This is a genomic window from Aureimonas sp. CAS (assembly GCF_059838215.1).
This window is the reverse complement of the sequence record NZ_CM187563.1, coordinates 1,392,349-1,404,914: the sequence shown is the minus strand read 5'-3', so window position 1 is coordinate 1,404,914 and position 12,566 is coordinate 1,392,349. Positions and strand designations below refer to the sequence as shown.

The 12,566-nt window shown below is 65.7% G+C and carries 18 protein-coding genes; 1 reads left to right on the top strand and 17 read right to left on the bottom strand.

Translation table 11 applies throughout. The features are described from left to right. Positions 1-27: 27 nt before the first annotated feature. From AC6R2M_RS06890 to AC6R2M_RS06860, 7 genes are all read right to left on the bottom strand, one after another. On the bottom strand, positions 28-429 hold the full coding sequence (locus AC6R2M_RS06890) for a hypothetical protein (protein ID WP_500486785.1): 402 nt from the start codon (positions 427-429) through the stop codon (positions 28-30). Then, positions 426-854 carry a hypothetical protein gene (locus tag AC6R2M_RS06885; RefSeq protein WP_500486783.1) on the bottom strand — a complete coding sequence of 143 codons (429 nt, stop codon included), beginning with the start codon at positions 852-854 and terminating at the stop codon, positions 426-428. Before AC6R2M_RS06885 ends, AC6R2M_RS06890 begins: the two co-directional genes overlap by 4 nt. Next, complete coding sequence (locus tag AC6R2M_RS06880; protein WP_500486781.1) at positions 851-2,878, bottom strand: phage tail protein; 2,028 nt, start codon at positions 2,876-2,878, stop codon at positions 851-853. The genes AC6R2M_RS06885 and AC6R2M_RS06880 overlap by 4 nt, the downstream gene beginning before the upstream one ends. Then, on the bottom strand, positions 2,878-3,267 hold the full coding sequence (locus AC6R2M_RS06875) for a DUF6950 family protein (protein ID WP_500486779.1): 390 nt from the start codon (positions 3,265-3,267) through the stop codon (positions 2,878-2,880). The genes AC6R2M_RS06880 and AC6R2M_RS06875 overlap by 1 nt, the downstream gene beginning before the upstream one ends. 188 nt (positions 3,268-3,455) lie before the next feature. Then, positions 3,456-3,989, bottom strand: a complete 534-nt coding sequence (locus tag AC6R2M_RS06870; RefSeq protein WP_500486777.1) for a hypothetical protein — start codon at positions 3,987-3,989, stop codon at positions 3,456-3,458. After that, the gene (locus AC6R2M_RS06865) at positions 3,989-4,615 is read right to left on the bottom strand and encodes a hypothetical protein (RefSeq protein ID WP_500486775.1); all 627 of its coding nucleotides are present in this window, start codon (positions 4,613-4,615) and stop codon (positions 3,989-3,991) included. Before AC6R2M_RS06865 ends, AC6R2M_RS06870 begins: the two co-directional genes overlap by 1 nt. 50 nt (positions 4,616-4,665) lie before the next feature. Then, positions 4,666-6,927, bottom strand: coding sequence for a phage tail tape measure protein (locus AC6R2M_RS06860; protein ID WP_500486773.1), 2,262 nt, complete (start codon positions 6,925-6,927; stop codon positions 4,666-4,668). Here AC6R2M_RS06860 and AC6R2M_RS06855 point away from each other — a divergent pair. Beyond that, entirely contained in the window at positions 6,926-7,396 is a 471-nt protein-coding gene (locus tag AC6R2M_RS06855) for a hypothetical protein (protein ID WP_500486771.1), read from the top strand. The genes AC6R2M_RS06860 and AC6R2M_RS06855 overlap by 2 nt on opposite strands. On the opposite strand, the gene AC6R2M_RS06850 is transcribed toward AC6R2M_RS06855, so the two are convergent. Genes AC6R2M_RS06850 through AC6R2M_RS06805 form a run of 10 tightly spaced genes read right to left on the bottom strand, consistent with a single transcriptional unit; the run spans position 7,393 to position 12,505 of the window. Next, positions 7,393-7,683 (bottom strand): hypothetical protein, encoded by a 291-nt coding sequence (locus AC6R2M_RS06850; protein ID WP_500486769.1) that lies wholly within the window; start codon positions 7,681-7,683, stop codon positions 7,393-7,395. The genes AC6R2M_RS06855 and AC6R2M_RS06850 overlap by 4 nt on opposite strands. Positions 7,684-7,694: 11 nt before the next feature. After that, positions 7,695-8,036, bottom strand: coding sequence for a hypothetical protein (locus AC6R2M_RS06845; protein ID WP_500486767.1), 342 nt, complete (start codon positions 8,034-8,036; stop codon positions 7,695-7,697). Beyond that, positions 8,036-8,485 (bottom strand): phage tail tube protein, encoded by a 450-nt coding sequence (locus AC6R2M_RS06840; protein WP_500486765.1) that lies wholly within the window; start codon positions 8,483-8,485, stop codon positions 8,036-8,038. The genes AC6R2M_RS06845 and AC6R2M_RS06840 overlap by 1 nt, the downstream gene beginning before the upstream one ends. Further along, a complete protein-coding gene (gene gp17 / locus AC6R2M_RS06835; protein ID WP_500486763.1) occupies positions 8,478-8,912 on the bottom strand; it encodes a tail completion protein gp17 in 435 nt (144 codons plus the stop codon). The genes AC6R2M_RS06840 and gp17 overlap by 8 nt, the downstream gene beginning before the upstream one ends. 2 nt (positions 8,913-8,914) lie before the next feature. Beyond that, a complete protein-coding gene (locus AC6R2M_RS06830) occupies positions 8,915-9,394 on the bottom strand; it encodes an HK97 gp10 family phage protein (RefSeq protein ID WP_500486761.1) in 480 nt (159 codons plus the stop codon). Continuing rightward, on the bottom strand, positions 9,394-9,732 hold the full coding sequence (locus AC6R2M_RS06825) for a phage head closure protein (protein WP_500486759.1): 339 nt from the start codon (positions 9,730-9,732) through the stop codon (positions 9,394-9,396). Before AC6R2M_RS06825 ends, AC6R2M_RS06830 begins: the two co-directional genes overlap by 1 nt. Then, entirely contained in the window at positions 9,732-10,244 is a 513-nt protein-coding gene (locus tag AC6R2M_RS06820; RefSeq protein ID WP_500486757.1) for a head-tail connector protein, read from the bottom strand. The genes AC6R2M_RS06825 and AC6R2M_RS06820 overlap by 1 nt, the downstream gene beginning before the upstream one ends. 2 nt (positions 10,245-10,246) lie before the next feature. After that, positions 10,247-10,429 (bottom strand): hypothetical protein, encoded by a 183-nt coding sequence (locus tag AC6R2M_RS06815; protein ID WP_500486755.1) that lies wholly within the window; start codon positions 10,427-10,429, stop codon positions 10,247-10,249. A 60-nt stretch (positions 10,430-10,489) separates the two neighbouring features. Next, positions 10,490-11,704 carry a phage major capsid protein gene (locus AC6R2M_RS06810; protein ID WP_500486753.1) on the bottom strand — a complete coding sequence of 405 codons (1,215 nt, stop codon included), beginning with the start codon at positions 11,702-11,704 and terminating at the stop codon, positions 10,490-10,492. A gap of 18 nt (positions 11,705-11,722) precedes the next feature. Beyond that, on the bottom strand, positions 11,723-12,505 hold the full coding sequence (locus AC6R2M_RS06805) for a head maturation protease, ClpP-related (RefSeq protein WP_500486751.1): 783 nt from the start codon (positions 12,503-12,505) through the stop codon (positions 11,723-11,725). Positions 12,506-12,566: the final 61 nt, after the last annotated feature.

Sequence of the window (12,566 nt, the reverse complement as noted above, 5' to 3'; positions counted from 1 at the left end):
GCTCGTGCGATGCGTGAAAGAAGATGATCAGGCGATGCGGCCGGGGTGGATGACGAATGGACCGCGCCATATTTCAGTGAACTGCGTTCGATCGCCGCCGGAGCGCTCCAGAATCAGGAACTGGTCATAGGTTGCCGCCCCGCCGTTTGGCAGAAGAGGGATGGTGGCCAATGCTTCTCGGGTGACGCCGAATTGAAAGAGGCCGTTCGCCTCGTCGGTGACGACGATCCCGCCGGCGCGAGAAAGCTCCAACACCGAAACCTGATGGTCGTATGTGGGGCGGATGAACATACGAAGATCGCAGTCAACCAGACTCAGGGGCGCGCCATCCGAGTCGAGAAGCTGCGGCGCCTCATCGACCCAGTCCTGCGTCCGCGACACGTCAACCCTGACCCGCGTGAAGGGTGCCACTGACTGAAACTGGCTCATGCTTTCCTCATTGCGCTGATCGCCAGGGCGATGGCCTTCGTGGTCCCGAGCGCGAGGGTCGGCACGACGATGCGGATTTCGAGCTGGCCAGCGTTTCTGCAGATCACCTGCGGCAGGCCGTAGCCGACGGGCAGATACTCGTCGGGCAGAGCCCAGAGCCGATCGGTCGGGCGGACCCCGGCGAACGGCACGACCATGCGCTGCGCCCCGGCTGTCGTGACCGCGAGCGTGGAGCCGACCGTGATCGAAACCGTGCCGAGGTCCACCAGCGACGGTCGAGCCGCGACGTCCGCCAGGAGCGCGGCCTGTGCCGCGAGCGACGCGTCGAGATCCTTGCGCATCGCGTCGAGCTTGGCGTCGAACTGCGCCATGAGCCGCGTTTCGGGGCGCGTGTAGTCCCGGAAGTCGCCGATCCTCGTACTCATATCGTCACCGTCTCAGGCCCGGCGGGGGCGGAGCGCGAACCGTCCGACAGTTCGGAGACGGCCCAGTAGCGCCATGTCCCGGTCCCCGGCGCGTCGGTCACGGTCATCGCCTGGTTCGGCCCGCCGAAGACGAGACCGGTGATGTCCGTGGCCGAGGCGAAGGACGACGAAGCGCCCGACGCGCGATAGAGCCGGTTGCCGACGATCCCCTGCACATTCGGATTGCGCCACGTCAGGAGGACGTTGGCCCCGTCGCGGCTGCTGTCGAAGTCCACCGGCCGCGCCGCGGTGTTCTGCGCCGTGACGGTGATCGTGTAGTCCTGCGACCAGCCGCCGACAGCCTGCGGCCCCGCGCTGACGCGGATTTGCACGACATAGCCCTGTCCGCCCGCCAATATGGCCGACGTCGCGCGGTCGCGGGTCGAGGCCACCTCCATCGCGCTCCAGCCCTCGGGCGAGCTGGCGGGGCGGATACGGACCTCGTAGTTGCGATTGAGCGCCAGGCTCGGCGTCCACGTCGCGACGACACGAGGGCCGGCGGCTTCGGAGAGCGTCAAGGGCGGCGGCGTCAGATTGAGGTCCGGCGTCGTGTCCGGCGGGATCGTCGTGGACTGGCCTTCCTCGGCTGGGCTCCACTGGTACGACGCCGCGTTCGCCGATCGCATTTTCAGCCGCGTGACGGTGAAGGCTTCGAACTCCGGCCCGCCCTCCAGCCAGAAGTCCTGATCGATGTCGATCTCCGGGTTGCGGAACCGGATGATGCGCTCGCCGAAGCAGTTCAGGCCGTCGATATCGACCAAAGCTTCGGCCATCCGGTCGCAGTTCTCGCGAGCCATCAGAATCTTCGCCAGCCGGCGCGCCTGGCTGTGGCTCGGGACGTGCGTCAGGTCGAGTTGCTGCGTCTTCAGAACGCCCGTCCGCGCGAAGTCCGCGACATCGACCCAGGGCGTGCCCTCGTTCTCGACATAGCCGAGGGCGGGCTCAAGATACTGGATCGCGAGCTCGTTGTAGCGGCTCATGGCGTCCGGCGGCTCGAAGTTGAACTCCAGCACCTGGCCGGCGTCGGTGTCGATCGTCACGCGCGGCTGCTCATAGCGCCCACCGCGGATCGCAATGCGGCCATCGCGGGTGGCGTAGAGCTGCGCGTCGCAGGCTGCGCGGAGCCGCGCCAGAACCTCGGTCCTCGCCTGCCCGAGCGAGACGGACATCGCCACGCGATAACGGGCCTCGGTCCCGCCGGCAGCGAGCGGTACGCGCTCGTCGCAGAGGTTGGCGAAGGCGCGGAAGCTGTCGAGATCCAGGCGCGCCATCGGGATCGCATAGCCATCCTCGTGCGTGAGGTAGTCGAGGATGGCGAGGCCGGCGTTCTCGCTCCACCGCGTCGCGCCGTCGCGCGGATCGTAGAGGAGCGAGCCTCGCAGCTGGACCGCCACGCTGGGCTCTCCGTTCGGATAGACCTCCTGAAACTTTGCCGCATCAGGCGTGGCGAAACCGGCCACGCAATAGGCATTGCCCGCCAGACGATGGTTCTCAGTCCATTCGGTGAAGATCGAACGGAGATAGGCGTTGGCTGGCTGATCGGGGGTGCCCGGGGCAGCGGAAAAATGACCGAACGAGCTGTTGCCATTGACGAAGGGCGCCGACATGACCGCGCCATCGGAGCGAACCGAGACCATCCGGTTGTCGAGATAGACGTGCTCGATCGCATCGATCTGGCGGCAGGAAAGCAGGACCCCTTTGCAAAGCGCTCCGTTGCGCGCTTCGTAGAAGAAGAGCGGCCCCGAGACCTTCACCCGGCCATAGTGGAACACCCGCGCCGGGATCGCCTGGCGAACTTCCACTTGGCCGTCAGAAGGCTTCGGGGCGCGCGGACGCTCTGCCAGAAGGTACGAGGCGCCAACTGAGAGCGCGAGCGGCGCGACGGTGGACAGAAGGCTCCCGACCAGACCGACGCCGGCAGCCGCGTTCACGAGGCCGAGCGGCGCCCCGAGGTTGAAGAAGACGAGGCCGATTGCGGGCGCCATCAGACCCTCCAGGCCGTCACGATGGGAAGCCGGCGCATGAAGAGCCCGTGCTGCCCGATATTGGCGATGAACTTGCCGGCCACGATTCCCCCGATCAGTCCTTCCGGCGCGCTCACGATGGCGATATCCCCCGCCTGCGGCTCGTCCGTCTCGACGAGGCCCATGGGCTCGATTGCCGCTCGGACGACGCCGCCCATGCTGCCGTGCTGTCGAATGATGCGGAGCGCCCCGCGCGCGGTCCGGTAGCGACGCGTGAAGCGGTCGGCCGGGTTCGTCCCATGACGAACGGCAACCCAGGCGCCGAGCCACGAAAGGCAATCGTGTTCGCCCCATGAAAAAGGCCGCTCGGAAGCGGCCTTGAGGAATGTGGAGAGGTCGTCCGGTGGCATCAGCGAATAGACCGAGGCAGCCCTCGCCGTTCGCTTTCGGCAACAGCCTGATTGACGATGCGCCTCACATCCTCAAGCCGAGACTGCCCGTCCACATGGATCGTCACCTTCACCGGCTCGTCGGGGAAAACACGACGAAGCGTTCGGCCAATAGCGGTTCGCAATCTCAAGAGCATCGTCGTCTCCAATCAGAACGTCGGCCAGAATGAGCGCTTGTTGATGAGAGTCGGCACGAACTCGAAGCCCCGATCGCCGGGGAACCGAGCCTGTTGATCCCGGTCGCTCCACATGGCGAAGGACGCCGAGTTGCGCGCGGTCCAGACGGTCTCGCAGACGAGCTTGATGGACCGATCCGCCGGCCCCTTGGCCGAATAGCCGACGCTGTCCATCAGCATGTGTGTCAGGAACTGTCGGCCGCCGATCGGCTGCAGCGTCTCGGCCGAGAGCGGCAGGCCCCAGACCCAGACGTCACGGCCCCGAACACTCTCCGCCTCTTCCGCCTTGGCGACGATCTCTGGCGTCACGCCGGACAGAGCGAACTCCAGCTTCTTCGCGACGTCGTCCTCGGCGAGCGACATCGGCGAGACCGAGGCCATCTGTCCCGCGCCGGTCCAGCTGACGCCCTCGAAGTCGAGAACGCCGACGCCATCCCAGAGGTGCATCGGCCCTTCGGCGAAGTCGAAGCGCGCCAGCATCGCGTAGTAGGTCGCGTCGAACGCCATCAGAACGCCTCGACGAATTCGAGATCGACGAACCCCCAGCGGCCAAGCTGAAGCTCCAGCTCACCACTGTCATCCGAAGCGAGCCGCATCTCGCAGACGGGAGCGGAGAGGTTCAGGAACCAGCCCTGCCCGGCAGCCTCACGGAGCGGCGGACGGATCGCATAGGCCTCGCCCCCGAGCGCGGCGGTGATGACGTGCAGCCGTCCGTTGAAGGAGAAATACTGACCTGGACGGATCGGACTGCCCTGCAACAGCTCGATCTGAAGCGTCGTGGCTCGCCGAGGCGCAGCCGTCAGCAACCGGGCGCTGATCTGCGTCTGAGCCGGGATGGCAGGATCCGCGAACTGCGTCCCGTCGAGACGGTTGCGGCGGGCCGTCTCTGGCGACACCACGCGGCCAAGCTCATCGCGAGGCCAGTTGGCGCGGCGGTTCTCACCGAAGACCGGTACGAGGCACGTTCCCGCCCTGCCCTGCATTCCGAAGAGGAAGGCGCGGAAAGCGAGGATCTGATCGTTCGTGTAGACCGGGCACTGAATGAGGCGAGCCTTCCAACGCCCGGCATCCGAGGCGACCACGCGCTCCTGCCCGTTGGTGGCGACACCGCCCGACCGGGAGACGTTCTCCAAGTGGAAGGCGATGTCGCGCGGGAAGAACTCCGAAGGGAGCGCAGACGCCATCAGCGGATACCTCGCCCACGCTTGTCCTGCATCGACGCAGCCGCCGCTCGGTCGTACTGGCCGATGCCGGCTTGGGTCGTGCGGGATGCAACATCCCCCGAGACACGCTCGACGAACGCTTGCAGATTGCCGTTCCTATCGACCGACACGCGGACATCGACGGACCCGCCGCCCGAGCCGCGAGCGAGCTGCGCATTGGAGACGACCGAGCCATTCGCGCCGGGGACCATGAGTTCCGGCCCTCGTTCCCCGACGATGTAGGGACGCCCCTTCATCACGGATCCACCGTTCGCGCGGAACCCGAGGGCGGACAGGATGCCGCCGAAAAGACCGCCCCCGCGCCCGCCGCCGCCAAACCCGCCGATCAGGGCCTTGAAGGCTTGGTTCGCCCACATGCTCGCAAGCTGGCTGAGAAGATCGCGCAGCACGTCGCCGACCTTCTTCGTGCCATCGATCAGCCCTTGAAACGAAGACGAGAAGGCGTTGCCGATCGTGTCGCCGACCTTCGACAAGCCATCGGCGGATTTCTCCGCCGACTTGGACGCTCGATCGAACTCCTCCTGCGCCAGCGCAACGGCGCGGCTGTAGGTCTCCTGGTCGATCTTGCCGGCCTTGAGAAGCTCGTTCAGCCGGGCGATCTGCGCCTGATATCGCTCAAGCGGGGTGCGCGTCTGTTCGAACACGCGCCCCCCCTCGGCAGCCATGTCGCTGAGCGCCTTCTGCGCCGCCTTGGCCGCGTCGGAAACGCCACCGCCGCGCCCTCCGCGACCGCCGCCCCCAGACCCGTCGAGAGCGGCCTGAAGGTCGGACGCCGCATCGGCAGCGGTGCGGAGTGAACCGGTCGCCGCATCGCCCCCAGACCCGGCGAAGTAGTCACGCTGGGCAGCAGCAAAAGCGGCCGCAGCAGCTGTGCCTGCCTGCTTAGCTGCTCCCGCATAAGGGTTCGAAATGCCAGACTCGCCCACGACGCGCGTGGGAATCCCAAGATCCGGCAACTGAATTCCGGCCCCAGCAGAACGAAGCGTCCCATTGATGCTGGCGACGATCCCGTTCACAGACGAAACCACATCCCGAGCCATGGTCCGGAATGCGTTATCGACGTTCTTCGCGGCTTGATAAGCCAAGTCGCCGAGGGCGGCAGGAATTTGCGACCACGTTGCAACGATCGCGTCATAAGCGCCAACAAAGGCGCCGATCACCGTGTTGGCCGCGTCCTTCGTGATCTGCACGACGTCAACGCCGATGGCCTGCTTGATCTCGTCCCGAAAGTGGTAGACGGCGGTGATCGCCGCCGCGATGCCGATCGCCAGGGCCGCCATCGGGTTCGCCGCGATCGCGACAGTCAGAGCGCGAACGGCTCCGACCAACGCAACGCCGATGGCCTGCGCGGCCGCATAGATCGCCGCAATGATCTGCGGGCTTACCATCAGGGCGAGAGAGCCACCCGCGACGGTGGCATACTCGATCACGGTCGGGAGGTAGTCCACGAACTGCATGAAGCCGCGAACGGCCGCGACCACCGCGTCCGTGACGGCCACCAGAGCGGGGAGAAGTGCGGACATCAGAGACGTCATCGCGCCCTGCGCCGCATAGCCGAGCCGGGACAGATTGTCGTTGAAGGCTTCGGCCCGCTTGCCGGTCTCCTCGCTGATGACGAGACCGAGGGCGGCCGCCTCGTCCGTCATTTCGCGAAGGGCGGCAGACCCGCCGTTGAGAAGCGGGATCATGTCGGCGCCGGCCTTGCCGAAGAGCTGGACCGCCAATGCCGTCTTCTGCACGCCATCCGGCATGGCCGCGAAGCGATCCGCGATCTGCTCCATGACCTCCGTCGAGGTCTTCAGGGTGCCGTCCGAATTCTTGACCTCGATGCCGAGACGGCGGAAGGCTTCAGCCGCCGGCCCCGTCCCCTTCGTCGCGAAGTCGTTCATGCCCTGAGAGAGCTTCCGAACGCCCGTCTGCAAGCCCTCAAACGAGACCCCCGACATGTCGGCGGCGTAACGGAGCTTGGACAGCTCCTCGATCGGGACGCCGATCTTCGAGGCGGCTTTCGACAGGTCGTCCGCGTCCGAAATGGTCCGCTGCATGGCAACGCCCATGCCTGCGATCGCCGCCGTCGCGGCCGCCGCCGCCGCGACGAACGCCGTCTTGGCGTAGCTGCCGAATTTCCCGAGGGCGTTCTGCGACTTCTTCAGCCCGTCCTCGAACTGCGCAGAGTCGAGCCCAAGGTTAGCTCGGAGTGCTCCGATCACGGCGTTTGCCATGCTTTACCTCAGCCATTCCCGCGCGGTATGCTGCGCGCCATTTCAGGGGGTCACGATGGGTTTCTTCAAACGTGCGGCGAAAGCCGTGGCTGTCACTGCCGGGCTTCTGGTTGGCGGCGTCTTCGTAATCGGTTCGATTTTCAGTGAAACTGGCCGAACCGACGCGGCAACAAGCGTCGCTGCGATTGACAAGTCGGAAGCCGCTCAAACGAGACGGATCGCGTTGATCCGACGCCTGACTGACGAGGGCATCTTCCAGAAGGTAGAAACGCCTGGAAACCTTCCCCGCGTATGGGTTGAGCCCGCTTTCTACGCGCTGGACTTCAGCGACAAGCAGCAATTCACCGAGGTCGTTTACGCCTACTTCTTCGACGGCTCGAACAGTAGCGATCATGTCCGCCTTTTTGATCGCTTCACCGGGAAAGAGATTGGCGGCTATACCGCGCAATCCGGCCTTTCCCTGCGCTAGTTCAAGCTCCGCGCGTACTCAGCCATCGAAATTCCGCGCAGGCCCTTCGTCGCTGCCCGCAGCCGCATGTCGAGGAAGCTGGCAGGCTCACGAACCGCCTTGCCGCCTACGAACTCGCTGTGGCTGGGCGGGCTTTTCACATGCGGCAGGAAGGCGGCTTCCCAGACGAGGGAGCGCTCCCGCCGGATCGCGGCGAGCGCCCCCCTCATCTCCGTGTCATAGAGGCGCGGCGTGAGGTCCCAGAACCGCGCTGGCGGAAGGCCGGCGGCGACGTAGCTTTCGCACAAACGCGCGATGTCTAAGCCGCCGCCTTCTTCTTTCCCGTCGTGCCTTTGGCTTCCTCCAAAGGATCGGGGAACGCCGTGCCGACGAGATCGACGAACGCGTTCTGGTTCTCGGCGATGATGTCGTCCACGAGCCAGCGATCCGCCTCGTTGGCGTGGTAGCGCTGCAGACCCTTGAGGAAGACCGCGTTCACGACCTTCAGGTTCGGCAGCTTGCCGTCTTCCGGCATGGCGAAGACCGTTTCCAGATCGCCAAACTCCTCCTGGAGCTCCGCCATCACGCTCATGCCGAGGTGCAGGCGATATTCCTTGCCACCCGCCGAGACCTTCAGCTCGCCCTTCGGGTTCGTGCCCATTAGCCGTTGTCCCCGAAGACGCGCGCCATGACCTTCCAGTTGGCCGTGACCATCTGCTTTTCGCCGAGCGGCGAGGTCGGGACGTACTCGTTCAGGTAGGCCATGAACGTCCACGTCGCCCCGCCGTTGGGCGTAATCTCCAGAAGGACGATCTCTCGGTCGCCCTGCGCCGTCTTCTCGTCCAGCTCGACGAGCAACGTGTCGGTGTCCGACCCCGGCCAGTACTGCATTTCGAGGGCATAGTCGGCGACGGGCTTCAGCCCGGGGATCGTCTCGCGCGTGCGGCCCGGAGACTGCTGATGCGTGACATCAATGTCTTCGGGCGGCTGGCTCGGGACGGTGACGGTCTCAAGACCGTAGAGCTGCGTCCACTCCGCCGGGGGTGTGCCCCGACCAACGCGAACGACGCTGCCGTAACCGATATCGACCTGGCTGGTTTGCTCAGGCATGGGTCGTCTCCTTGTGATGGACCATGAAGTCGATGGAAACTCGGTGCATCCACACGCCGCCCGAGCCTTCTTCGTAGGATTGGCGCTCGCTATCGACGAAGACGCCGAGGAAGTGCGTGCCGCCCTGAATCGTGCGGAGGCCGCTGAGACGGGCTTTCACGGCTTGGGATACGGCGATAGCGCGACCAAAGCCGCTTCTGGTCTGGCCGCCTTCAGTGTAGTCGCGGGCGTAGCAATCCACCTGCACGCGGCTCTGGACGTATCCAGACGGCCCCTGCGAATGGTAGTTGGTCTGCCTCGACACGTTCGTCAGGACGATCGCCGGCAGCGCGTTTCCCTGCGGGCGGGCGTTCCAGTTCATCCGGTTGCCGACAAGCGCCGTCGTCCCGGCATCTGCCAGGAGGAGCGCTACGAAGCTCTCTTCCATGATCAGCCCCCGCCGGCCCTGCGAAGAAGACGCGCCTGCTTGCGAGCCTGCCGCTCAGCAGCCTTCGTGATCTCCGTACCCAGCTCGGTCTTGATGTGTTCGAGGATGGGACCCTTGTGCGCGTCCCATGCTGCCCGGACGTACCCCTTGGGCGAATTGTTCGGGCCGCCGAACTCTTCAAGCGTCGCCTGCGGGAGAGCGCCAACGCCGACGAACATCTCGACACTCGCGCGATCATCACGGAACATCTTGCGATGCTGCCGAGATTGGTTGCGGCTCAGCCGCGTGCCGACGCCGGCACTGTCGCGAAGCTGTCCACCCCCATCCGGGTCCACTGGCGCGGTCGCGCGAATCTGATCTGCCATCGGCTCAGCGGCGCCGCGAAGAACTCGCCGAAGGACGTTCTTGCCGGTGGACTTCCCTAACTCGCCGAGGGCAGCGTCCAGTTCCTTCAAACCATCGATGCGGACTTTGACGGACATCAGGCGCGCTCGCTTCGTGCTGCGGCGGTAATCTCCAGCCCTTCCCGGCGCCCGATCTCCTTCACGGCATTCACATCGTAACGGCGACCATCGAACAGAATCCGGCCGCGTGGGTCGAAGTCCTTCACGGCTTCCGACCAGCGGATGCGGAAACGGGTCGTGACCTCGGCGCCGACCTCTTGCGCCGAGTAGCGCTCGCTGTCGCGGATGTCCTCCTTCGACGCCCATACCGTGATGTCCAGCGGCGGCCCGAAGACCGGATCGTTGAACGGATCACGCCCGATCTCCACGCCGTCCATCTGGAGCGTGATGCGGCGATCGAGCTTGCCCGCTTCCATCAGACCGACCACACCCGATAGGGGCTCAACAAAGCCTCGACTGCCATCGGCAGTTCGTTCGCGGCCACGTCCGAGACGTTGGCGCGGTAGGCGTACCACTGGCCGACGAGAAGGAGGACCGCCTGCTTGATCGGCGCAGGCGGGGTGTCGTAGCCGGCGATGTAGGTGATCGTAATCGCCTGCTGCGGCCGTGCCGCCCCATCAGGCAGGTTCAGCATGCCGTCGGGCTCGACCGTTACCCCGGCCACCGCCTGCCCGTCCACGGTCACGCTGTCGACGCTCGTCACAGGCCGGAATGGGAGCGACGTTGGCCAGCAGTCGGCACGAAGCTCCAACGTCTGCACGCCGACCGCGCGCCCCAGCCATCCGCCCGGCCCGTCAATCCAGCCCTGCGCCGCAGCAATCAGGCCCTCGACATACGTCTGCTCGTCCTCGGTATCGAGACGCAGATGGGCCTTGGCCTCATCCCACGTCACGATCGGCTCGGGAGTCGTGATGACGACGACGCGCACGGTCAGTCCTTGGCCTTCTCGTCCGCCTTCGGCTTGGGATCGGCCTTCGGCTTGGGCGCCTTCATCTCTTCGACGAGGCCGCGCGCGATGTGTTCCTTGCCGCGCGCGTCGGACATCGTGACTTTCGCGCCGCGCCGAATGTTGGTGTTGCCGAACCGGAAGGTCCGCAATGCAGTCAGGTCCATCGCCTTACCCTCTCAAGAGAAAGGCCGCCCCGCGGTTGGGGCGGCCCATGTCGTCAGTGATCAGCCGCCGACAGCCGTCGTGAACGGACCGGTGACGAACGCCTCGGGACGCTTCACCGCCAGGGCAAGACGCTCCTCGCAGCGGATCGACACGAGGTTGCGTTCGAAGTCGTCGACGTTCTCGGTCGAGACGACGACGTTGGCGTCCTCACGATCGAAAATCTGAGCGGCCGTCTGGAAAGCGCCCGTCAGGAACTCGCCCTCGAACTCGGGGGCTTCGGTCGCGACGACCGGCAGACCCCAGAGGGTCGGGCCGGCGAGGCTCAGCGGGTTGCCGATGATGTAGCGGCCAAGGGTGTCCTTGGTCAGCTCGATCTTCGCCCAGTCGATGAAGTGCAGAACGAATCCGGTCGCCGGGAGGCGGGCCAGCTGCGACTGCAGCATCGCAAGACGAAGGTCGTCGATCGGCGTCTGCGCATCGACCGTAAAGGACGGGTCGAACGCCTGCGCCTGGGGTACGATACCTTCGAGGTGGCCGCCCGTGCCGGTGCCGAACAGGATCTCCTGCTCCTCGACGAACTTCAGGCCGTAGCGCATCTCGGCGTCGATCATCGACTGAAGCTGTGCGAAGTCATCGAGGATCTGCTTCGACGCCTTGAACATGTGCGCGATCGTGGCGACCGGCGTGATCTTGGTGGCGAACTCGATGTCCGAATACGGCTTGGGCGAGCCTTCGGTGGGGATCACGGCCGCGGCGTTGGTGAAGCCCGTCTGCTGCACCCAGAAGATCGCCGGGGACGTGGTGCGGCCCGGCGCGATCAGGTCGCGGATGAACAGGCGCTGCTTCGGCGCGACGTCGATACCCGGCAGACGCTGGGGCTCGACGACGCCTTCGGCGATGTCGGGTGAGGTCGTGACGTTCTTGACCGGGATGCTGACGCGACGGCCGCCCTGGACGGACTGCGCGAAGTCCTTCAGCGCCTGGTTCTCGATCGCCTGGTGGCCGAGCGACTTGGGCCGGTCGTTGCCGTCCCCGCCGCGGCGGGCGCCCTTCTGCTCGACCTCGCCGAGGCGAGCCGTCAGCTCCTCGACCTTGCCGGACAGCGTGTTCTGCGTCGTCGCCATCTTGTCGACTTCGGCCTTGGTCTCTTCCGACAGCTTGCCGGCGTTCTTGACCTCGGTCATGGCCTGCTCGGCCTTGCGGGAGAATTCGTCGCTGACGCGCACGAGTTCGTTGGAGACCTCCGAGAGGAGTTCCTGCGTGGTCTTGCTCATTATGATGGGTCCGTGGAGTTACGCCCGCGCGAGCTTCAGTCGCGCCAGTGCGAGGGTCAGGTCCGTGCTGCCATCGGCAGCGGCTTCGCCAGCGCCCGGCTTGGCGTGATCGAGAGCAGCGCTCGGCATGCCTTCGACAATCTCTTTCATCAGCTTGCGGCGCTCGGAGCGCGGCACAGGCTTACCGGCGGACAGCGCCGCCTCCAATCGGTAGAGCGCCGAAGCCGAGTTGTTGACCTCGGCGGGCTCAACTTCGAACTCTGCCGTGCTGTCGGCAAAGCCCTTGTCAACGGCGCCCTGCCCGGCGAGCCACGTCTCGGCGTCGAGCATAGCCTTCACAGCCTCGACGTCGGCGCCTGTTCGCTCCGCGTACATCTCCGCCGCCGCCTGGTCGAAGACGGCCATGATCTCGCCGGTCTCGTTCATCACATGCCGGTCGCCGGCAGCGACCCACTGCGTGTTGTGGATCATCATGAAGCCGAGCTTGGCGATCTGAATCTCGTCCGCGGCCATGGCGATGACCGAGGTGGCCGAAGCCGCGATCCCGAGGATCTGCACTGTCACCTTCGACGGGTGCGCGCGCAGCATATTGTAGATCGTGACGCCCTCGAAGAAGTCGCCGCCGGGGCTGTTGATCTGAACCGTGACCGGCTTCTCGCCGATGGTGCGAAGCGCGGCAGCCACCCGCTTGGCCGTCACGCCCTCTCCGGTCCACCAGTCGTAGCCGATGACATCGAGGATGGAGATGACGTCCGAGCCGTCTGCGGCAGCCGCGCGCGGCGCCTCGATCGGCGTGAACATCCGGGCGGACTTCTCGGTGATGTGGATCGAGCCCGTCAGCCCGTCCGGGCACCGAAGCTCC

Excerpts from the sequence above, each read along its gene's own strand:
- AC6R2M_RS06890 (WP_500486785.1), bottom strand. The coding sequence starts at position 429 with ATGAGCCAGTTTCAGTCAGTGGCACCCTTCACGCGGGTCAGGGTTGAC.
- AC6R2M_RS06885 (WP_500486783.1), bottom strand. The coding sequence starts at position 854 with ATGAGTACGAGGATCGGCGACTTCCGGGACTACACGCGCCCCGAAACG.
- AC6R2M_RS06880 (WP_500486781.1), bottom strand. The coding sequence starts at position 2,878 with ATGGCGCCCGCAATCGGCCTCGTCTTCTTCAACCTCGGGGCGCCGCTC.
- AC6R2M_RS06875 (WP_500486779.1), bottom strand. The coding sequence starts at position 3,267 with ATGCCACCGGACGACCTCTCCACATTCCTCAAGGCCGCTTCCGAGCGG.
- AC6R2M_RS06870 (WP_500486777.1), bottom strand. The coding sequence starts at position 3,989 with ATGGCGTTCGACGCGACCTACTACGCGATGCTGGCGCGCTTCGACTTC.
- AC6R2M_RS06855 (WP_500486771.1), top strand. The coding sequence starts at position 6,926 with ATGCTTTACCTCAGCCATTCCCGCGCGGTATGCTGCGCGCCATTTCAG.
- AC6R2M_RS06860 (WP_500486773.1), bottom strand. The coding sequence starts at position 6,927 with ATGGCAAACGCCGTGATCGGAGCACTCCGAGCTAACCTTGGGCTCGAC.
- AC6R2M_RS06845 (WP_500486767.1), bottom strand. The coding sequence starts at position 8,036 with ATGGGCACGAACCCGAAGGGCGAGCTGAAGGTCTCGGCGGGTGGCAAG.
- AC6R2M_RS06840 (WP_500486765.1), bottom strand. The coding sequence starts at position 8,485 with ATGCCTGAGCAAACCAGCCAGGTCGATATCGGTTACGGCAGCGTCGTT.
- gp17 (WP_500486763.1), bottom strand. The coding sequence starts at position 8,912 with ATGGAAGAGAGCTTCGTAGCGCTCCTCCTGGCAGATGCCGGGACGACG.
- AC6R2M_RS06830 (WP_500486761.1), bottom strand. The coding sequence starts at position 9,394 with ATGTCCGTCAAAGTCCGCATCGATGGTTTGAAGGAACTGGACGCTGCC.
- AC6R2M_RS06825 (WP_500486759.1), bottom strand. The coding sequence starts at position 9,732 with ATGGAAGCGGGCAAGCTCGATCGCCGCATCACGCTCCAGATGGACGGC.
- AC6R2M_RS06815 (WP_500486755.1), bottom strand. The coding sequence starts at position 10,429 with ATGGACCTGACTGCATTGCGGACCTTCCGGTTCGGCAACACCAACATT.
- AC6R2M_RS06810 (WP_500486753.1), bottom strand. The coding sequence starts at position 11,704 with ATGAGCAAGACCACGCAGGAACTCCTCTCGGAGGTCTCCAACGAACTC.
- AC6R2M_RS06805 (WP_500486751.1), bottom strand. The coding sequence starts at position 12,505 with ATGTTCACGCCGATCGAGGCGCCGCGCGCGGCTGCCGCAGACGGCTCG.